This is a genomic window from Bowmanella dokdonensis, from assembly GCF_017254865.1.
Lineage (GTDB): Bacteria > Pseudomonadota > Gammaproteobacteria > Enterobacterales > Alteromonadaceae > Bowmanella > Bowmanella dokdonensis.
In genome coordinates this window covers 22,783-42,376 of the sequence record NZ_JAFKCV010000006.1, presented here as the reverse complement: position 1 = coordinate 42,376, position 19,594 = coordinate 22,783, and the positions used below count along the sequence as shown (strand labels likewise).

The 19,594-nt window shown below is 54.6% G+C and carries 16 protein-coding genes and 1 pseudogene; 12 read left to right on the top strand and 5 right to left on the bottom strand.

Annotation, left to right across the window (positions count from 1 at the left end):
• From trmB to J0A66_RS12000, 3 genes are read right to left on the bottom strand one after another with little or no spacing between them, the layout of a single operon-like run.
• Positions 1–666 (bottom strand): tRNA (guanine(46)-N(7))-methyltransferase TrmB, encoded by a 666-nt coding sequence (gene trmB / locus J0A66_RS12010; RefSeq protein ID WP_206574066.1) that lies wholly within the window; start codon positions 664–666, stop codon positions 1–3.
• Entirely contained in the window at positions 666–1,436 is a 771-nt protein-coding gene (locus J0A66_RS12005) for an ABC transporter permease (RefSeq protein ID WP_206574065.1), read from the bottom strand. The genes trmB and J0A66_RS12005 overlap by 1 nt, the downstream gene beginning before the upstream one ends.
• Positions 1,437–1,463: 27 nt before the next feature.
• On the bottom strand, positions 1,464–2,381 hold the full coding sequence (locus J0A66_RS12000; protein ID WP_206574064.1) for an ABC transporter ATP-binding protein: 918 nt from the start codon (positions 2,379–2,381) through the stop codon (positions 1,464–1,466).
• Between the two features lie 147 nt (positions 2,382–2,528).
• Between J0A66_RS12000 and J0A66_RS11995 the strand changes: the two genes are divergently transcribed.
• From J0A66_RS11995 to J0A66_RS11985, 3 genes are read left to right on the top strand one after another with little or no spacing between them, the layout of a single operon-like run.
• Positions 2,529–7,034, top strand: coding sequence for a PAS domain S-box protein (locus J0A66_RS11995; RefSeq protein ID WP_206574063.1), 4,506 nt, complete (start codon positions 2,529–2,531; stop codon positions 7,032–7,034).
• Between the two features lies 1 nt (position 7,035).
• Complete coding sequence (locus J0A66_RS11990; protein WP_338143886.1) at positions 7,036–7,974, top strand: diguanylate cyclase domain-containing protein; 939 nt, start codon at positions 7,036–7,038, stop codon at positions 7,972–7,974.
• Positions 7,975–8,020: 46 nt separating this feature from the next.
• Positions 8,021–8,803: a transporter substrate-binding domain-containing protein gene (locus J0A66_RS11985; RefSeq protein WP_206574062.1), complete on the top strand. Its 783-nt coding sequence runs from the start codon at positions 8,021–8,023 to the stop codon at positions 8,801–8,803.
• On the opposite strand, the pseudogene nhaA reads toward J0A66_RS11985, so the two are convergent.
• Positions 8,800–9,978, bottom strand: a pseudogene (gene nhaA / locus J0A66_RS11980) (Na+/H+ antiporter NhaA); the annotation flags it as partial. The gene J0A66_RS11985 and the pseudogene nhaA overlap by 4 nt on opposite strands.
• A gap of 239 nt (positions 9,979–10,217) precedes the next feature.
• Here nhaA and purE point away from each other — a divergent pair.
• The 7 genes from purE (at position 10,218) to J0A66_RS11945 (ending at position 16,606) form a co-directional block, all read left to right on the top strand.
• Positions 10,218–10,709, top strand: coding sequence for a 5-(carboxyamino)imidazole ribonucleotide mutase (gene purE, locus J0A66_RS11975; protein ID WP_206574060.1), 492 nt, complete (start codon positions 10,218–10,220; stop codon positions 10,707–10,709).
• Positions 10,706–11,848 (top strand): 5-(carboxyamino)imidazole ribonucleotide synthase, encoded by a 1,143-nt coding sequence (locus J0A66_RS11970; RefSeq protein WP_206574059.1) that lies wholly within the window; start codon positions 10,706–10,708, stop codon positions 11,846–11,848. Before purE ends, J0A66_RS11970 begins: the two co-directional genes overlap by 4 nt.
• A 96-nt stretch (positions 11,849–11,944) precedes the next feature.
• Entirely contained in the window at positions 11,945–12,790 is an 846-nt protein-coding gene (locus J0A66_RS11965) for a tetratricopeptide repeat protein (protein WP_206574058.1), read from the top strand.
• 199 nt (positions 12,791–12,989) lie between these two features.
• Positions 12,990–13,691 (top strand): spondin domain-containing protein, encoded by a 702-nt coding sequence (locus J0A66_RS11960; RefSeq protein WP_206574057.1) that lies wholly within the window; start codon positions 12,990–12,992, stop codon positions 13,689–13,691.
• Between the two features lie 6 nt (positions 13,692–13,697).
• Positions 13,698–14,399 carry a spondin domain-containing protein gene (locus tag J0A66_RS11955; RefSeq protein WP_206574056.1) on the top strand — a complete coding sequence of 234 codons (702 nt, stop codon included), beginning with the start codon at positions 13,698–13,700 and terminating at the stop codon, positions 14,397–14,399.
• An 18-nt stretch (positions 14,400–14,417) separates the two neighbouring features.
• The gene (locus tag J0A66_RS11950) at positions 14,418–15,131 is read left to right on the top strand and encodes a winged helix-turn-helix domain-containing protein (RefSeq protein ID WP_206574055.1); all 714 of its coding nucleotides are present in this window, start codon (positions 14,418–14,420) and stop codon (positions 15,129–15,131) included.
• Positions 15,131–16,606 carry a HAMP domain-containing sensor histidine kinase gene (locus J0A66_RS11945; protein ID WP_206574235.1) on the top strand — a complete coding sequence of 492 codons (1,476 nt, stop codon included), beginning with the start codon at positions 15,131–15,133 and terminating at the stop codon, positions 16,604–16,606. The genes J0A66_RS11950 and J0A66_RS11945 overlap by 1 nt, the downstream gene beginning before the upstream one ends.
• Positions 16,607–16,610: 4 nt before the next feature.
• Here the strand turns inward: J0A66_RS11945 and msrA are convergent, their stop codons facing one another.
• On the bottom strand, positions 16,611–17,153 hold the full coding sequence (gene msrA, locus J0A66_RS11940) for a peptide-methionine (S)-S-oxide reductase MsrA (RefSeq protein WP_206574054.1): 543 nt from the start codon (positions 17,151–17,153) through the stop codon (positions 16,611–16,613).
• A 138-nt stretch (positions 17,154–17,291) separates the two neighbouring features.
• Here msrA and J0A66_RS11935 point away from each other — a divergent pair, with 138 nt between their 5' ends.
• Entirely contained in the window at positions 17,292–18,014 is a 723-nt protein-coding gene (locus J0A66_RS11935) for an SDR family NAD(P)-dependent oxidoreductase (protein WP_206574053.1), read from the top strand.
• A gap of 138 nt (positions 18,015–18,152) precedes the next feature.
• A complete protein-coding gene (locus J0A66_RS11930) occupies positions 18,153–19,583 on the top strand; it encodes a sodium-dependent transporter (RefSeq protein ID WP_206574052.1) in 1,431 nt (476 codons plus the stop codon).
• Positions 19,584–19,594 lie beyond the last annotated feature (11 nt).

The following is a 19,594-nucleotide window of genomic DNA, read 5'->3' as shown; positions in this document are numbered from 1 at the left end:
TCAGCCCAGGTCTGCTTCCAGTTGCCAGCTCTGCTGGCCGCTGGCCCAGTACTTTCGCTCGAAAGGAGTCATAGGCTGTTCGGACTGATAGGGCGAGGGCGTTGCGTCGAATCCCGCCACTTTCAGCGCCAGGGCGAATTCTTCAATATACAAGAGCCAATTACTGCGCAGGACTAATCGCCCACCCAACCTGATAATATCGGCAAAGCTGGCGCCCCCGTGCCAGCGTCGTTTGATATGCATGGACTTGGGCCAGGGGTTAGGATAAAGCAGGTAATGCCTGGCCAGCTTCCAGCCTTGTCGGTGGGCCAGACGCCAGAAATCGTTTAAATCGGCGCGCAGCACCAGATAGTTGTCCTGCCCCGAAGCGTAGGCGCGCTCATGTCGCTTTGTGCGCACCGCCGATTTGTCCACGCCAATAACCTTGGCGGCGGGGTAGCGGGAGGCGATGACAGCGGTACTCTCGCCTACGCCGCAGCAGGAATCCAGAATCAGTGGTCCCTGCCACTCCCCGAGCCATGCGCTGGCCTGTTCGAAGGCCTCCCGGGTATGCTGGCTGATCGGCTTCTGGCTGTCGCTGCTCAGATGCCGTCTGACCAGCTCTTCCAGCTTATCGTGGGGACCGGTTTGGTTAGTGGTGACAATCTTTGAGATACCCTCGCTCATCAGCTGCGGATCCCCACACCTTTGTTGATCAGATGCCAGGCCGTGGCGAACACCAGCAGATTGAAGCCTATCAGCACCGAGAGGGCCGTTCCTATGCCCACATCCGAGGCACCCAGAAAGCCATAGCGGAATCCGTTGACCATATAAACAACGGGATTGGCCTTGCTGACCCATTGCCAGAACTCGGGCAACAGGGACAGGGAATAGAACACGCCACCCAGATAGGTCAGCGGGGTGAGGACAAAGGTAGGTACCATGGAGATATCGTCGAAGGTCTTGGCGAATACGGCGTTGACCAGGCCGGCAGCGGAGAAAAGGGTGGCAGTGAGCAGCAGGGTCAGGATCAGCATCAGTGGATTATGGATATTGATATCGACAAAAAAAGCGGACACCAGGGTCACCAGAATCCCCACTAGCAATGCACGGGCCACTCCCCCGCCGACAAAGCCGAGAATAATGATCCAACTTGACACCGGTGCCACCAGTAACTCTTCCACATTGCGCTGGAACTTGGCGCTGAAAAAGGATGAGGAGACATTCGAATAGGCGTTGGTAATGACCGACATCATGATCAGCCCGGGCACGATGAACTCCATGTAGCTGACCCCGTCCATCTGGCCTATCCGACTGCCGATCAGGTTACCAAAAATGATGAAATACAGGGTCATGGTGATGGCCGGCGGCACCAGGGTCTGCACCCAGATCCGCATAAAACGGGTACATTCCTTGATCCAGAGGGTACGCAGAGCGGTGAAACTTAAACTATTCATGGGATGGATAAACCTTAATCAAATACTTCACTTGTCACGGCCGCCCTCAACCAGGCGAACAAACAGCTCTTCCAGACGGTTGGATTTGTTGCGCATGCTGAGCACCTGAATCTGCTGCTCACTTAATTGCCTGAACACACCGTTCAATCCCTCGCTCTTGGCCACGTCCACTTCCATGGTGTGATCGTCCAGGATACGGTATTCGAAGCCCTCCAGCCTGGGCTCCTTACTGCAGGGAGCCAGGTCCAGGATAAATGTCTCCACGTTCAGTTTGGCCAGCAAGCCCTTCATACTGGTGTTTTCGATGATGCGTCCCTTGTCGATAATGGCGATGTTGCGGCACAACATTTCCGCCTCTTCCAGATAATGGGTGGTCAGGATAATGGTGATGCCCTGCTGGTTAATCTGCTTCAGGAATGACCACATGGAGCGGCGGATTTCGATATCCACACCGGCAGTGGGCTCGTCCAGAATAAGCATTCTGGGCTCGTGCATCAGGGCCCGGGCAATCATCAGGCGTCGCTTCATACCGCCGGACAGGGTCCTGGCCGGTGTGTTGCGTTTATCCCAAAGATCCAGTTGCTTGAGATACTTCTCAGCACGTTGCCTGGCCACTTGCCTGGGTACGCCGTAATAACCGGCCTGATTGACCACGATCTGCAGGAGGGTTTCAAACTGATTGAAGTTAAACTCCTGCGGCACCAAACCTATATGCGATTTGGCCCTCACCAGATCTGTATCCAGATCGTCGCCGAAGATACGCACCTGCCCCTGGGTCTTGTTTACCAGACTGGCCAGAACACCGATACAGGTGGATTTGCCGGCTCCATTGGGACCCAGCAGAGCGAAGAAGTCCCCCTCCTGGACATCCAGATCAATCCCTTTGAGGGCTTGTGTCCCCCCCTTGTAGGTCTTGTGTAAATCACGAATCTCCAATGCCTTCATCGGATGTTAAGTCCCTGTCTCTGCATTATTTATCCTGCCATCATTGGGTCATCTGCAATTAAATTCAATGCTAGAAGTATTTGAACTGGATAGTGAAAAAGCTGATTCTAGGTATATGCTGAGCTGAAGATGACGGATGGAGTGCAGATGTTTTCCAGGCGATACCTGCGTGTAACACTTTTGGTTGCTGCCCTTGCGGCGATCATGGTGTTGTTGTTTGTATCGGGTATCCGATATGAGCGACAGAAGACATTCTCAACCCTGACCGTGAATTTGACTGACCAACTGAAGGCCCGGACGGGCCGGCTCGAAGAGCAGGTTGCCGCCATGAAGCGGGATGTCATGCTGCTCTCTGGCGTTCCTCCCATACAGGGACTTGTCAGGGTCGCTGCAGGCAATGGGCTTGATGCTCAGGAAAACAGTACGGCGGAGTTGTGGATAACCCGTTTGGAAGAGATTTTTACTGCCTATCTGAATAGTCACCCAGATATCAAGCAAGTCCGATACATTGGGTTGGAAAATGACGGTGCGGAACTGGTCAGGGTGGATCGTAACCAGGGGCAGGTCCGGCGTGTGCCGCCTGCCAATCTTCAGCACAAAGCTCATCGCGATTACTTTATTGAAACCATAGAGCTGCCTGAAGGGCAGCTCTATGTGTCAGAGATCAACCTTAACCGGGAGCTAGGTGAAATTGAGACGCCTCTGCAGCCAACCATCAGGGTTGCTACGCCTATTTACGATAAAGGCGGTACCCTGTTTGGATTGGTGATCGTTAATTGGGACCTGACAGGCCTTTTGCAGGATCTGGCTACCAACCTCAATACAGACCGGCAGCTTTACCTGCTAAACAGCGAAGGCCAGTATCTGATACATCCTGATGCGCAGCGGAGTTTCTCTTTTGAGTTTGGAGCAGCCGCCACCTGGCAGGATGAATTTGAAGTGCTGCCGGCAAGATATGACTGGCAACAGACGCTCCGTCGGGTCAGTAATGGACAGGAGGTTTTTTACCTGGCCGAGCACGAACTGACACTGCAATCAGGTCATACACCCCGGCATCTGACCATGCGTATAACGTATCCCCAGTCATTGATGGACAGGGATGTGGCCTCTGCTGCAGGTCGACAGGTTGCTGCCATGTTTGGAGGCATGCTGCTGATTGGCACATTGCTGCTGCTATACCGGATGAATGTCCGCCAGCGTCAGCGCCTGAGTCGCGAACAGGCAAGACTGGCCGCCATTGTCACCCACAGCCGGGATGCGGTCATCGGGGCGGATCTCAAGGGCATGATTACGGACTGGAACCTGACGGCAGAGAGAATTTTCGGCTACAGCTATGAAGAGGCGGTAGGGCAGTCTTTTGTCCAACTGCTGGTTCCTGAACACCTCCGACAAGAGACGCAACACACTTTGCAAAAAATCAGACAGGGCCAGTTGGTGTTGCCTTATGATACCCAAAGACGTTGCAAAGACGGAAGTCTGGCTATGCTGTCGGTCTCAGTTTCTCCGGTCACAGAAGGTGAGAAGATAATAGGTGCAGCGGCCACAATGCGGGATATCAGCCAGCAGAAAGCCTATGAGATGCAGATCCAGCAGCTAAACAACGAACTGGAAAACCGGGTGGCAGCGCAGACTGCCGAGATTGCCAAGATGCACAGGTTTCAGCAGGCGGTACTGAAACAAGCGGGCCATGCTGTTATTGCGACCGATCCCAATGGTCTTATCACATTGTTCAACCCGGCAGCGGAAAAACTGCTCGGATACGGTGCCGACGAGATGATTGGCAAGCAATCCCCCGCAGTCTTTCATCTGTCAGGTGAAATAGAAAGCCGCGCCAAAAGCTTCTCAAAGGAACTGGGCAGGAATGTGTTACCCGGATTCGAAGTGTTTGTGTGTAAGTCCCGGCTAGGCAAGGTGAATTCCCATGAATGGACTTATGTTCACAAGAGCGGCCGATACATAGACGTACAACTGTCTGTTACCAGTCTGGTGGATGAGCAAGGTGAGATTACCGGGTTTCTGGGCATGGCCACTGATATTTCGGAACAGGTACAAGTGCGGCGGGAGCTGGTTTCCACCCGCGATCATTTGTTGAAAGCCGCAGAAGTGGGTGAGTTGGGCATTTGGAGTTGGGAGGTAAAAGCAGATAAGCTGTCCTGGAATGAGAGGATGTTCCAGATTTACCAACTTCCGGCCGCAACCCGCCTGAACTATCAGTCCTGGTACGATTCAGTTCACCCTGAGGACAGAAAGTGGTTGATCAGCCAATTGCAGGATCTGTTGGCAGGCAAAGGCGTGTTTAGTCCGACTTTTCGCATCCGACTGCCAGATAGCAGCGTCAGGACCATACAGGCTGCCGCCACGGTGGAATGTGACAGTAACGGTGAACCAGAACTCGTGTTGGGCATCAACCGGGATATCACTGCCCAGAGGCAGTACGAGCACACGCTGCAAAAAGCCAGGATTGAAGCCGACAGCGCCAACAAGGCTAAGTCTGCATTTCTGGCCAATATGAGCCATGAAATCCGCACCCCTATGAATGCGGTACTGGGGATGCTGCAATTGTTAAAGCGCGGTGAACTCAAGACTCAACAACAGGACTATGTAACAAAGGCCGAATCGGCCGGCAATACATTGCTCAGCATTCTCAACGACATACTGGATTTTTCCAAGGTGGAGGCCGGCAAGCTGCACCTGGATCCCCAGCCCTGTGATCTGGATCTGGTGCTTCGGGAAGTGGCAAATATCGTCTCCGCCAGCGTGGATCTTAAGGATCTGGATGTCCTGTTCGACCTGGATCCGCAATTGCCCAGTGAGGTGTTGCTCGACGGGATGCGCCTCAAGCAGATCCTGATAAACTTGGCCGGCAATGCGATCAAGTTTACCGAGGAGGGAGAGGTTTGCCTCTCGGTACGCAAGATGCAGCAGGTGGGGGACAGTCTGACACTGGAATTCCATATCAGTGACACCGGAATCGGGATAGACGAAGGACAATTGCAACATATCTTTGACGGTTTTAGCCAGGCAGAAGCCTCAACCACACGCCGCTTTGGCGGCTCGGGCCTGGGTCTGGCCATTTGCAAAAGGCTGGTGGACCTGATGGGGGGAGAGCTGAAGGTGGTCAGTGAACTGGGCAAAGGCAGTACTTTCAGCTTCACCCTGCCTTGCGAAGTACTGCAAAAACGGCGGACCCGCAATCTGCCCAAGGATTTGCGCGTGCTGATCGTGGATGATCATGAAGCTACCAGAGACGTATTGTTGACCATGATTCAGTCGTTTGGATGGCAGGGCGAAGCCATAGACAAGGGCGAGCGGGCAATCGCAAAAATGGCGCTCGGCGGTAATCATCCACCCTATGACCTGGTACTGATGGACTGGAAAATGCCTGGAATGGACGGATGGGAAGTCTGCGAGTGCATTCGTGCCATGTTTCCACCCCACAAATTACCCATGTTTATCATGGTTACCGCCCATGGAGCAGAGATTATCAGTCAACGGCAATCGATCGAAGAGATCACCAATGCCTTGCTGGTCAAACCCATCACCGCCTCTATGTTGCTGGATACCGTCGCCGACTGTCTGAACTTTAGGGGCCGGCTGACTGCCGCCAAGGAAGTAGGCAAGAAACCATTGAAGGGGCTGAGGTTGTTGCTCGTTGAGGATAACAAGACAAATCAACAGGTGGCCATGGAGTTGCTGACCATAGAGGGGGCCGAAGTGCTGCTTGCTGAAAATGGTATGGCTGCAGTGGAACGGGTCAGGCGCGAACGTCAGCAGTTGGATCTGGTGCTGATGGACGTTCAGATGCCAGGTATGGATGGTTATACCGCCACCAAACAAATCCGCCAGAAGTTGGGATTGAGGACATTGCCCATTATTGCCATGACCGCCAATGCGCTGGCTTCCGATCGGGAAACCGCCTTGGCGGTAGGGATGAATGACCATCTGGGCAAGCCGTTTGAACTGGAAAATCTGCTGAGGGTGATTCTAAAATGGACCCACGGCCCGGGAGATGCCCGGACACCGGCTGAGACAGGACAGGAAGGCGCTGCGTCAGAACAGGCTTCTACCGTCAGTCAGCGTATTGACTGGCAAGGAGCGTTGAAACGGATGGGGCGCAATCGGGCGGTACTGGAAAAAAGTATCAGATCCTTTCTGGCCGAGGCACCGGAAATTTTGGACAGCATTCCGGCCAACTACCCCCTTGAACGACGCGCACATATAGCCGATCAGTTGCACAGCTTGAAAGGCATGGGTGCAACTATTGGAGCGACTGTGGTGGCGCAGCTCGCCGGGCAGCTCGAGAGGCAGCTCAGACAAAACAATCCCAGAGAATATGGAGTGAATCGTACCGGCCTGGCCAGACAACTGGAACTGTGCCGGAACGAGCTTGAGATTTTGGTTGGTAAAAATTCGGGTGAGATAGCGGACAAATCGATATCTAAGGTATGGTTGCTAAGTGAACTAAACCGCTTGCTTGAATTGCTGGAACAGGCCAATCTGGACGCGCTGGTGGTCTTTGAGAACCTAAAAGACAGCTTGCTCAGGGAAACCCCGATCCTGAGCGGGGAGTTAAACCAGTCGATGGAGAGTATGGATTTTCCCAGAGCATTAGCATTATGCAAACAAGTGAAAAGCCGTATTGAGGAGCAGTGATGTGGTAACAGGCTACTTTCCCGATCTGGAACAACTGGAGCAACGTCAACCGCGCGGCAAAGTGCTGGTGGTTGACGATCAGGCCATCAATATCAGAGTGATCCATCAGCTACTCAACGATGAACATCAACTTTTTGTGGCCACCAGCGGTGAGCAGGCGTTGGAGTTCTGCCTCAATTCGCCGCCGGATCTGATATTGCTGGATGTGGTGATGCCCGGCATGGATGGGCTGGAAGTCTGTCGTCGCCTGAAACAGGAAGAGTCCACCGCGCGCATCCCGGTGATATTCGTCACCGGGCACGACGATAAGGACGAAGAGGAAGCCTGCTGGTTGGCAGGCGGTGTGGATTTCGTGCCCAAACCCGTAAGCGGCATGACGTTGCGCCATCGGGTGATGACCCACCTTACTTTCAAACTGCAGTCCGATCTGTTGCGCGAAATGGCCCTGATGGATGGCTTGACCGGGGTGGCGAACCGGCGTCGTTTTGATGAGGCGCTGAACGCCGAGTGGCGGAGAAGCCAGCGTAGCAAAGGATTACTTTCACTGATTATGCTGGACATAGATCATTTTAAGGCCTTTAACGACGAATATGGTCATCAGGCCGGTGACGACTGCCTAAAACAGGTGGCCAAAGCGGTGTTGTCGGCAGTACGCCGACCCGGTGACCTGCTGGCCCGCTATGGCGGCGAGGAATTTGCGATAGTGCTGCCGGATACGGGTAAGCAGGGGGCCAAGGAGGTGGCAGAGGCCGCTGCTGACGCCATCCGTGAATTACAAATCCGCCATCAGCCGTCAGACCATGACCAGGTCACCGCCAGTTTTGGTGTGGCCAGCCTGGATCTGGCCCGCCATTCATCGGCCAAGGACTTGCTCGAACAGGCTGACGAGGCTCTCTATGAGGCTAAGGATAGCGGCAGAAACAAGGTTTGCGTGGGCTGAGCGACTATGTCTAGACTTATACCAAGTATTTGACCGAGAGCCGTCTGTGCGCGTCTGCTACACCTACCTGATGCTGATTTGCGCCGTTTTCACTAGTTGCAGCTTGGCCGCCCCATCACTGATCCTCGTGGCTGATCGCTGGTGCCCGTACAATTGCGATCCCGGCAGCAGCAAGCCCGGCTTTATGGTTGAAATCGCCAGACGGGCTTTTGCCAGACATGATATTCAGATTGAGTATCAAATCCTGCCCTGGAACAGGGCTGTACAGGGCACCCGGACGGGAGAGTTCGACGCCATCGTGGGTGCTGCACTTTCCGATGCGCCGGACTTTGTCTTCCCGGTTTTTGAACAGGGTCGGATGCAGACCAGTTTCTGGGCCAGAAAAAACGAATCCTGGCGGTATCAGGATATTGGTTCGCTACAGGGTAAGGTCCTGGGGGTGAGTTCAGGCTACAGCTATGGGCCGGAATTGGACCAGTATATTGCCGATCCACAGAACGCCCTGTATATCCAGGTGATGTATGGGACGCACCCAATCGGAAAGGGATTACGTATGCTTGCGGCAGGGCGGATTGATTTGATGCTTGAAGACGAGTCCGTCCTGCGCCATTACCTTGCCACCCGGGGGCCTGATTTGCCCGTGACACTGGCCGGCAGGCCTTCCATGCCGCCTGACTTTGCCAATGTGTATGTGGCTTTTTCTCCCGCCATGGCCGAGTCGGTACAGCGGGCCGAGCTGTTGGGCCGGGAAACCGCAGCAATGCGCCAGTCAGGGGAATTAAGCCGGATTCTCGCTGACTACGGTCTGCAGGACTGGCGAGCCCCTTAGCCCGCCGCCTTATGCTTTGCCGACCTGAGTACCAAATAGCCTGCAACCGCAGAGATGAGCGAACCACCCAGAATACCCACTCTTTCGTCGAACATCAGGTTGACCCCAGTCTCCTCGAAGGCAAGCGAACCGATAAACAGGCTCATGGTAAAGCCGATTCCACATAAGAGGGCGGTTCCGTACAATTGGGTCATATTAATATCCGACGGCAATCTGACCAGTTTCAGCTTGATCGCGATATAGCAAAAACCGAAAACACCCACCTGTTTACCCACAACCAGTCCCAGCATCACGCCAAGGGTTACCGGGTGCATGACGGAGGACAGGCTGATGCCCGAGAAGTCAATACCGGCATTGGCAAAGGCGAATAAGGGCAGTATTACATAGGCCACGGCGGGGTGCAGACTGTGCTCCAATTCCTGCACTGGCAGATAGCCCGCTTTTTTCTTGTCGTACATGGGAATGAAGAAGGCCAGCAGAACGCCGGCCAGTGTTGCATGGACGCCCGACTTGAGCATGGCAGTCCAAAGCACCACGCCGATCAACACATAAGAGGCAACTTCGGTTACATTGCGCTTGTTCATCCACCACAGCAGGACCAGGCTGACCGCCGCCACGATCAGCGGGCCGGTGGAGATGTTGTTGGTGTAGAACAGGGCAATAATCAGGATGGCGCCGATGTCGTCGATAATGGCCAAAGAGACAAGGAATATTTTCAGGCTGGGGGGGATGCGGCTGCCCAGCAGGGCCAGCACGCCCAGGGCAAAGGCAATATCTGTAGCGGCGGGGATGGCCCATCCAGATAAGGCAACCTCATTCCCCCAGGTAAAGAACACGTAAATAGCCGCCGGTACCAGCATGCCACCCAGGGCACCCACAGCAGGGAGCATGATGTTTTCGGGCTTGGACAGCTGACCCGAGCGGATTTCCCGCTTCAGCTCCAGGCCGACCAGGAAAAAGAAGATGGCCATGAAGCCGTCGTTGATCCACAGCAGCAGAGGTTTGGCAATTTCCAGTTTGCCCACCTGAACCGCCATGGGCATATTGAGGAAGGAGTCGTAAAGGCCGGCGAGGGGAGAATTGGCCACAATCAGTGCCAGAACGGCCGCCAGCATCAGCAGTATGCCGCTGGCTGATTCCAGTTTGAAAAATTCCTTCAGTGCGTTCATTGCCTCTGTTTCCTGTTGTTGTCGCTGGGACTCAGCTCTATATCTGGCCCAAGTCTATGATATTCAAGCACAGATTGTGGGAATTCCCGCTTCCTGGTGATTAGATCCCAAGTATGTCGATTCTGGCGTGGGTGCAGAGGACATTTTTGCACTTTCCATGTACAATCCGGCCTCCGTTTTACATTATCCTGCCATCAACGGATCGGTCGGGACGTATTTTTAATTCAGATGAGTAAGGAGCCATGATGCCAAGAGTTGCCATCGTGATGGGGTCCCAGTCAGACTGGCCGACCATGCAGCAAGCTGCCCTGATGCTGAAGCAGTTGGGAGTGGACTACAGCGCCAGGGTCGTTTCAGCTCACCGCACCCCGGATCTGCTGACCGAGTTTGCCCGAACGGCGGCGGATGAAGGCGTTCAGGTCATTATTGCCGGTGCTGGCGGAGCAGCCCACCTGCCAGGCATGATTGCAGCCCATACTCATTTGCCCGTATTTGGCGTGCCGGTCAAATCCAGGACCCTGAACGGGCTGGACTCTCTGCTCTCAATCGTACAGATGCCAAAAGGCGTGGCGGTCGGTACCCTGGCGATAGGCGATGCCGGTGCCGCCAATGCCGGCTTGCTGGCCGCTCAGGTACTGGCCCTGTCTGACAGCAGGCTCAAGGATGCCATCACCGCGTTCAGGCAGGAACAAACGGATAAGGTGCTGGGCAACCAGCAACTGGAGCTGCCTGAATGAAAGTACTGATCTACGGCGCCGGCCAACTGGCAAGGATGATGTATCTTGCCGGCAGCCCACTGGGAATAGAAGTGCATGCCGTGGATGTGGGCAGTGAGAAAATTGTTAATCCTGTCACCAAACAAATCAGTGATATCAGTCTGTCTCATGCTATCGACCATGCCGATGCGATATCGGTGGAGTTTGAGCATGTGCCTGAGCATTTGCTTGAGCAGGCCGCATTAAGTGGCAAGTTGTATCCGGGCATTGAGGCCATTCTGACCGGTGCGGACAGGGTCAGGGAAAAGCGTTTGCTGGAAAGGCTGGCGATCCCCAACTGTGCCCATCAGATAGTGGACGAAGTGTCTCAGTTGGAGGGAGCCGTCGAGCTGCTTGGCGATAAATTGATCCTCAAGGCAAGTCGCGACGGCTACGACGGCTATGGCCAGTGGCGGCTGAATGAGAGAAGTAATTTGCCCGCTCTGGCGCAGTCCCTGACGGATCTGGATTTGAAAAAAGTGCCGCTGGTAGTGGAGAAAATGCAGTCGTTCGAGCGGGAAGTGTCGTTGGTCGGTATGCGCAGCCGAAGCGGCGAAATACGTTTCTACCCCTTGGCAGAGAATCTGCACCACCAGGGCCAGTTGCACGTATCGGTGGCACCGGCACCGCAGTTGAATGAGTCGCTGACCGACCAGGCCGAGAGCATATTCCGCAAACTGGCGGAGGCGTTGGATTATGTGGGCGTGCTGGCTGTGGAATTTTTCCAGGTCGGTGATCAACTGCTGGTCAATGAAATCGCTCCCCGGGTACACAACTCAGGCCACTGGACCCAACAGGGGGCCGATACCTGTCAGTTTGAAAATCATCTGCGCGCCGTTTGCGGTCTGCCACTGGGAGATACGCGTCCCAGGGGCATTGCCGCCATGGTGAACATCATCGGCTTCGACGCTTTCGGCCTGGACATGCTGGCCATTCCCGGCTGTCACCTGCACTGGTACGGCAAGGTCGTCAGGCCCAAGCGCAAGATGGGGCATTTCAATCTCAGTGGTACCGGTTACAGCGAGCTAGGGGAAGCGATGCGCCAGTTGGGCGGGTATCTGCCCGCGGCGTTTTTTCCCCATCTTGAAAGCGAGGCCCTTAGGCTCAAGGGTGTCAGCTAGACCACAAGACGGGCTGCGGCCCGTTTTGTGTTTCTGACTTGTAAAAAGCGGGTTCATCCCAATAATTCGGGTAATCAGCAAAGATGGACAGATTCTGTGAGTAATATCATCAATATCGATTTGGATAACTTCCAGCAGGTCATACTGGAAGCCTCCCAGCAAAAACTCATTATGGTGGGTTTCTGGACCGAGTGGGACGAGGCCTCAATGCAACTGATGCCCGTGCTGGAGAAAATCGCTTCCCGTCATGCCAATGACCTGATTCTGGCCAAGGTCAACTGTGACGAGCAACAGCAGATTGCCATGCAGTTTGGCGTGCGCAGTCTGCCGACTGTGTATCTGGTCAGGGACGGTCAACCGGTGGACGGCTTTGCCGGCATGAAATCCGATGCGGAAATCGGTGCCCTGCTGGAAAAGCATCTGCCCAGCCCGGCGGACGGGCTGCTGGAACAAGCCAGGGAAGCCATCGGCATGGGAGACGCCCAGCAGGCCTTCAGCCTGGCCAAGCAGGCTTATGATCTTGAGCCTGAGCGTTCTGATATCAAGTTTGTACTGATTGAAGCTTATATCGAACTTGGACGCATCGCCCAGGCCAAAGAGCTGCTTGAGAGCATCGGCATGATTGACCAGGACGCTACCTATCAGAGCCTTAAAGGTCGCATTGAGCTGGCCGAGCAGGCGGCAGAAACTCCGGAGATCAAAGCCCTGCAGCAGGCCCTTGAAAAAGAACCGGATAGCCTGGAACTCAAGGTGCAGTTGGCAGTGCAATACCAGCAGACCGGCAAGGCCGAAGACGCCCTGGCGCTGCTGCTGGCCGTCCTGCAAAAAGATCTCAACTTCGGCGAGGCAAAGAAAATCATGCTGGATGCCATCAATGCCCTGCCGGCAGGAGATCCTCTGGCCAGTCAGTACAGACGCAAAGTCTACAGCCTGTTGTATTGACGATCCGCCGCGTCATGGTGAGTCAGCCACGACAGAAGGCCTGACGCTTTTTCGGAGTTTGACTGTCTCTGCCTGCTGAACCCAGAGGTCAGGATCAGGTGGGGATCTCGTGTTATGGATACGTGACCCCCTCGTGATACTTCCGGGAGGTTTGCCCATTATGCTTGCCTGGCGATAACAACATTGCGAGGACAGCATAATGAAACACTTACTCCACCCGGCCCTCTTGCTGGGGCTGGCAGTACCTGGCGCGGCTGGAGGCGCCAATCTGGATATTGAAGTCCAGAACCTTACCGCCGGCACCTACTTCGCCCCATTGTTAATCAGCGCCCACAGTCCGGACCTGCATCTTTTTCAGACCGGTGAGGCTGCCTCCGCTGAGATTCAGGCCATGGCCGAGGGCGGCGATCTTGCCGGTCTGGTGACATTGACCAGCGGCAACGGCGCCGACAACAGCGAAAACCCGGCAGCGGGCCCATTGGCACCGGGCATGTCGGTGAGTACCAGCCTGACCACCGAAGAAGGCAATGCTGTCCTGTCCATAACCGGCATGATGGTACCCAGCAACGATGGATTTGTCGGACTGGACGGCTGGATGATTCCCACCGCTGCCGGTAGTTATGTTGTCTACCTGAATGGTTATGATGCGGGTACCGAAGCCAATGATGAGGTTCGTGGCGGGGGCGCCCCTGGGACCCCGGGGCTGCCGGTTCTGCCATTTTTTCAAGATGAGATAGGACAGAACGGCACGGGTGTCACGGACGCCGAAAGCAACAGCATGATCCACGTCCATCCCGGCCACCTGGGTGATGCGCTGGCCGACGGCGGCGGCAGTGATCTGGACAACCGATTGCATCGCTGGCTGAACCCTGTGGCCAAATTGACCCTCACGGTGAACTAGGGGGGCATGATGAATATCAGCATACGAATGTCCCCCCTGGTATTGGTTCTGGCCCTGAGTGGCTGCTGGCTGGATGACGATAAAATCGAGCAGGTTGCCGAACCTGAACCGGTGATGGTTCGCTACGAAGTGACAGTGACTAACCTCACCGCCGGACAGCCTATTTCCCCGCTGGCCTTGCTGTTGCATGAGTCAGGCCGGTTATGGGAAGTCGGTCAGTCGGCCTCCGTGGCGTTGGAGCAGGTCGCGGAGGAAGGTAACAATCAGGCCATGCTGGCAACGGAGAGGGTACTGGCCTCCAGCGCCGGAGAGAGCCCTATCTTGCCGGGCCAAAGTGAAACTCTCAGCATCAGCATTGAAGAAAAAACCGATAGCCTGTTGTCCATCGCCGCCATGTTGGGGAATACAAACGATGGTTTTACCGGTCTCAATGCACTAGACCTGGCTCAGTTGAGCGAGGGTGACAGCTGGGAAGGTAACAGTTTCGCTTACGACGCAGGTACGGAGGCCAACAGCGAATCCCTGCACACCGTTCCCGGCCCCGCTGCCGGTGGAGAGGGTTTCAATGGGGCCCGGGATGACCGGGATTTTATCAGCATGCACCCGGGCGTGGTGTCAGCGCCGGACGGTTTGCCCGATTCTGCCTTGACAGTGGCACAGCGATTCGACAACCCAGTAGCCAGGATCCGTATAACCCGAACCCAATAGCCTTTGGAGGCCTGGAGGATGACGGATAAGGTACTTATTGTCGAGGATGATCAGGATATCGCCGATCTGGTCAGGGTTAATTTACAGGAAATAGGCATACAGTGCCGCCACGTCGACAACGGTGCGGCGGCACTGGAGTTCGCCTTGTCCGGAGACTATGAGGTTTTGCTGCTGGATTTGATGTTGCCGGATTTGAGTGGACTGGATATCTGCAGGCAGGTCCGCCAGGCCCGGCCTGAGCAGGCTATTCTCATGCTGACGGCCAAGGATACGGAAACGGATCGGGTGCTGGGGTTGGAATTGGGGGCGGACGATTATATGACCAAACCCTTCAGTGTGCGCGAGTTGCAGGCCAGAGTCCGCTCGCAGCTCAGGAAAGTGCAACTGCTCAGGAGCAGGCATGACCCGGCCCGGGGGAACAGCAGGTTGAGTCTGGGGCGGCTTTGTATCGATCATGGGCAGCACCAGGCACTATTGGGGGAGCAGGTGTTGGACCTGACGGCCACTGAATTTGAACTGCTTTCCTATCTCGCCCGCCACCCCAATCAGGTTTTTAGCCGGATTCAATTACTCGAATCGGTATGGGGCTATCAGCACAGTGGCTATGAGCATACGGTCAACTCCCATATCAACCGGCTGCGGGCTAAAGTCGAGTGCAACGCGGCACAACCCAGGATTATTCAGACTGTTTGGGGGGTCGGCTATAAACTCAACACCGCGGGGGTCCGATGATGGCGCTGTCTCTCTATCAACGGCTGGCTCTTTCGCTGGTATTGGTGTTTCTGTTGATGCTGTGGGTATTCTATTGGTGGAGTGCCCAGCTACAGAGCCGTACCCGCCATGAAGCGGAACAGCGCCTGCACCTTTCCCTGGCCGAGCATCTGGTGCAGGACAATCCTCTGCTTGTAGAAGGTGTCTATGACTACCAGGCATTGGAGAACCTGTTTCATACCCTGATGCTGCTGGGGCCAAGCTTTGAATTCTATTACCTCGATCCCAGCGGCCGCATCCTGGCCTACTCCGCCGAACCAGAGAAAATTAAGCGCCAGCGCGTCGATCTTGAGCCAATTCGTCAATTGCTCAGGTATCCGCAGTCCTTGCCCGTACTGGGAGAGGATCCCCGCAGCCTGACTACACGCAAGATATTTTCTGCCGCGCCGGTACGCCGTGACGGAGCACTGCAAGGCTATCTGTACATGATTATCGGTGGTGAAGCCTATGATTCAGTGCTGGCCCAGGTCCGTGACAGCCATGGCCTGCAGAAACCGGCCCTGCTGGGGGCTTTTACCCTGGTTTTCCTGCTGGTACTGCTGTTGTTATTGTTCGGCTTTTTTACCCGGCCCTTGAAACGCCTGACGGAGACCATGCAGGCTTACAGTCGCCAGGATTTCAAGCTGGCCAGGATGCCGATGGAAAAATGGCACCCTGACAGTGGAAATGAAGTACACAGGCTGGGTGATACATTTAATCGCATGATGGCACATATCCATTGTCAATTTGAAACCTTGCAGTGGGTCGATAATCAACGCAGGGCATTGCTGACCGATCTGTCACATGATCTACGCACTCCCCTGGCCAATCTGCAGGGCTACATTGAAACCCTGGCCCTCAATGAAGACAGCCTGACGGAGCATGAGCGGCGGCGATTCGTTGATATCTGTCTTAAGAACGCTCGTAATCTCAAGCATCTTATTGACCAGATATTTGAACTGGCCTACCTCGAAGGGGGTCAGGTGACCCTCAACCAGGAATCTTTTGCGTTGGGCGATCTGCTGTATGACGTGGTGGCGAAGTTCGCCCTTCAAGCGGATCAAAAGCGCATCCGTCTGCGCATTATTCCCGACGAGTTCCAGTACCAGGTCTTTGCTGATATTGCCAAACTGGAGCGGGTCCTGACCAATCTGCTGGACAATGCCCTGCGCCATACGCCCAAAGGGGGCGCTATCGATATTGAGGTAGGCCTGCACCAAGACAGGATCAGGGTCAACATCCGCGACAATGGGGTAGGTATCAGCCAGAAGGAGTTGGCGTACATTTTCGATGCCAGATACCGGGCCAGGAACAGCCAGGAAGATAAGGCCTTGCATACTGGCCTCGGTCTGGCCATCAGCAAGAAACTCATAGCCTTACTGGATTCCGATCTGCAGGTGGAAAGTGAGCTGGGCAAGGGCACCTGTTTTAGTTTCGAACTGAAGCAGATGCCGTAATAGATCAGTTTTTGAGACGAGCGGCAAATTTCTGCCTGAATTTTGCCAGTTTGGGGGCCACCACCATGTTGCAGTATTGATTCTGGGGATTATTGCTGAAGTAATCCTGGTGATAGTCTTCTGCCTGATAGTAATTATTCACTTCTGTGACTTCTGTGACGATATCGCCTGGCCAGATATCCTCCCGGCCTAGTTCTGCAATCAACTGTTCGGCTGTCAGCTTCTGTTCCCCGTTGTGGTAGAAAATGGCGCTGCGATACTGGGTGCCGATGTCGTTTCCCTGCCTGTTCAACTGAGTCGGATCATGGAGGGCAAAAAAGATCTCCAATAATTCCCGGTAACTGATCCTGTCGGCATCGAAGTTGACTCTGACCACCTCAGCATGACCTGTATCGCCCTTACAGACCTGCTCGTAGGTGGGGTTGGCCAGATGTCCGCCGGCATAACCCGAATAGGCGGATTCGATACCTTCCAGAGAGTTGAAGGCCGACTCGATACACCAGAAGCAGCCCCCAGCCAGGGTGGCTTGCTGAATATTCTTTGCCATGTTTTCCTCAGTACTAAAGGGCCGGCAAGTGCCGGAAATTAAGATGCTGAGCATTAATGTGGGTGCTGGCCTCTCAGAGTTCAAGTCATCCAGTGGGGGTTTTGCTTCGTACCCTCCTTAACAGCTGAGGAGGACAGAATGGAAAAAGCGGCTTTGATAATTGGCGCCGGCGGCGGCCTGGGTTCGCAATTGGTTGAGACTTTGCTGGCCGATACAGATTTCCAACGCATACATGCGGTCAGTCGTCGGGCTCTGGATCCTGAGGATTCCAGACTGGTGAGCCATTGTCTGCCCGAGCACAACAACAAAGGGATAGAGCAGCTGTGCAGGGCCATGGCGGATGAAAAGGCAAGGTTCAGGCTGGTGGTCTGTTGTATCGGGCAGTTACATGCAGGCGGGAAGCAACCGGAAAAGCGCCTGGAGGATCTGGATGAGGCATGGCTTGTGGAAGGCTTTCGGGTAAACAGTATTATTCCGGCCTTGTGGATAAAGCATCTGCCGCTGCTGCTCAGCAAAGAGGAACCTGCAGTGGCGGTCTTTATCAGCGCGAGGGTGGGCAGTATCGGCGATAACCGGCTGGGCGGCTGGTATGCTTATCGGGCTGCGAAGGCAGCCCTGAACATGCTGGTCGCCACAGCACAAGTAGAGTATCGACGGCGCAGGCCCGAGGTGAGGTTAGTCTGTTATCACCCCGGTACAGTGGACACCTCCCTGTCCAGACCCTTTCAGGCCAATGTACCGGCTGAACAACTCTTCAGCGCAAAACTGGCTGTGCAGCATATGCTGTCTGTGCTTGAAGGCCTGCCGCAAGAGCAGGGTCCCTACTATCTTGACTGGCGGGGCAACAGGATCCCCTGGTAGAGCCAATCCTATTCACTTGATCCCGCCAAGGCCGCTAATAAATCGGCCGACAGCAAAGACATTTTGTTATGCTGCTGTTAACATCCTTGTCCTTCTGACGACAACAATAATCTATAAATTTCAGGGAGTCCGCGCAGGATGAAACGTGAAGAATTCAGTTCCAGCCTCGGCTTTGTGCTGGCGGCGGCAGGGTCGGCCGTCGGCATTGGCAATCTGGTCGCCTTTCCGGTGATGGCCAGTAAAAACGGTGGCGCCGCTTTTTTAATAATGTATGCCTTTTTCGTCTTTTTTATCTGCCTGCCGGTCATGCTGGCGGAGATGAGCCTTGGGCGGCATACCCGCCAGAATCCGCTCGGTGCCTATACCGAAATAGGCAAGAATGCGGCCTGGCGGGCTGTGGGCTGGATGTCGGTGATTACGCCGTTCATGATTGGAGTGTTTTATCTGGTCATCACTGTCTGGATCTTCGGATATCTGGCCAAGTCAGTGATGGGACAACTGGAGTTTCTGGCTGCGCCGGACAGCTTTGGGGTATTTATCAACAGCAATGAGCTCTTTATCTACATGGCTGTTGTTATCGGCCTGACGTTCCTTATTTTGCAGGGGGGGGTCAAAAGAGGCATCGAACAGGCGGCAAGAGTATTGATGCCCCTGTTGTTTCTGATGTTGATCGCTCTGGTCATCTATGTAATGACCCTGGAAAATGCCGAGCTGGGCGTCAAGTTCTTCCTGATCCCGGACTTTGACAAGATGACCGGCAAAGTGCTCAACGGGGCGCTGGCCCAGGCGTTTTTCTCGTTGTCCCTGGCTATGGGTATTCTGATTACCTACGGCTCTTATATTCAAAAGGGTAACAATATCGTTCAGGCAGGCAAGATGGTGGCGGGATTGTCGCTGTTGGTGGCCGCTTGCTCGGGCCTGTTGATTCTGCCGGCGGTATTTTCCTTCAATCCCGATGTGCAGCTCAGCGAGTTGTCAGAGTCCAGCATCAGCATGATCTTTACCTTCCTGCCGAAAATATTCCTGGCCCTGCAGACTAATATTGGCTATCTGGGAGCGTCCTTTATTGCCAGTTTCTTCTTCCTGCTGGTGTTCTTTGCAGCCCTGACATCGCTGGTATCCATCATCGAGGTACCGGTCGCCAGCCTGATGGACGGTAAAGGGGTTAGTCGCCGCACCGCCCTCTATTCACTGGGGGGAGCCATGATTGTCCTGGCAATCATTTGCGCCTTGTCATTTGGCCGGGTGGATCTGTTTACCAGTCTCACCAGTTATGGTCTGGGTGCCGATGGACTGCCCCTGGCCAAGTCCTTCTTCGATCTGGTTTACGATATTTTCTATGAAACCATATTACCGCTGAACGGTTTATTGCTCTGTTTGTTTGTAATCTACCGGTGGAAGAAACATAACTTTGACGCGGAGATCAGTCAGGGCAACAGTACCTTTGCAGGATCTCTGCTGCAGAAGTATATCAACTTCTCCCTCGGTACCTTTATCCCGGTCATTCTGGCGGTGATTTTCGTCAACACGGTTGCCACTGTATTTTTTGGCAAGAATCTGCTGTTCTGAAAACTTTGCCC

Excerpts from the sequence above, each read along its gene's own strand:
- purE (WP_206574060.1), top strand. The coding sequence starts at position 10,218 with ATGCCAAGAGTTGCCATCGTGATGGGGTCCCAGTCAGACTGGCCGACC.
- trmB (WP_206574066.1), bottom strand. The coding sequence starts at position 666 with ATGAGCGAGGGTATCTCAAAGATTGTCACCACTAACCAAACCGGTCCC.
- J0A66_RS11950 (WP_206574055.1), top strand. The coding sequence starts at position 14,418 with ATGACGGATAAGGTACTTATTGTCGAGGATGATCAGGATATCGCCGAT.
- J0A66_RS11970 (WP_206574059.1), top strand. The coding sequence starts at position 10,706 with ATGAAAGTACTGATCTACGGCGCCGGCCAACTGGCAAGGATGATGTAT.
- J0A66_RS12005 (WP_206574065.1), bottom strand. The coding sequence starts at position 1,436 with ATGAATAGTTTAAGTTTCACCGCTCTGCGTACCCTCTGGATCAAGGAA.
- msrA (WP_206574054.1), bottom strand. The coding sequence starts at position 17,153 with ATGGCAAAGAATATTCAGCAAGCCACCCTGGCTGGGGGCTGCTTCTGG.
- J0A66_RS11930 (WP_206574052.1), top strand. The coding sequence starts at position 18,153 with ATGAAACGTGAAGAATTCAGTTCCAGCCTCGGCTTTGTGCTGGCGGCG.
- J0A66_RS11955 (WP_206574056.1), top strand. The coding sequence starts at position 13,698 with ATGATGAATATCAGCATACGAATGTCCCCCCTGGTATTGGTTCTGGCC.
- J0A66_RS11960 (WP_206574057.1), top strand. The coding sequence starts at position 12,990 with ATGAAACACTTACTCCACCCGGCCCTCTTGCTGGGGCTGGCAGTACCT.
- J0A66_RS11935 (WP_206574053.1), top strand. The coding sequence starts at position 17,292 with ATGGAAAAAGCGGCTTTGATAATTGGCGCCGGCGGCGGCCTGGGTTCG.
- J0A66_RS11995 (WP_206574063.1), top strand. The coding sequence starts at position 2,529 with ATGTTTTCCAGGCGATACCTGCGTGTAACACTTTTGGTTGCTGCCCTT.
- J0A66_RS12000 (WP_206574064.1), bottom strand. The coding sequence starts at position 2,381 with ATGAAGGCATTGGAGATTCGTGATTTACACAAGACCTACAAGGGGGGG.
- J0A66_RS11945 (WP_206574235.1), top strand. The coding sequence starts at position 15,131 with ATGGCGCTGTCTCTCTATCAACGGCTGGCTCTTTCGCTGGTATTGGTG.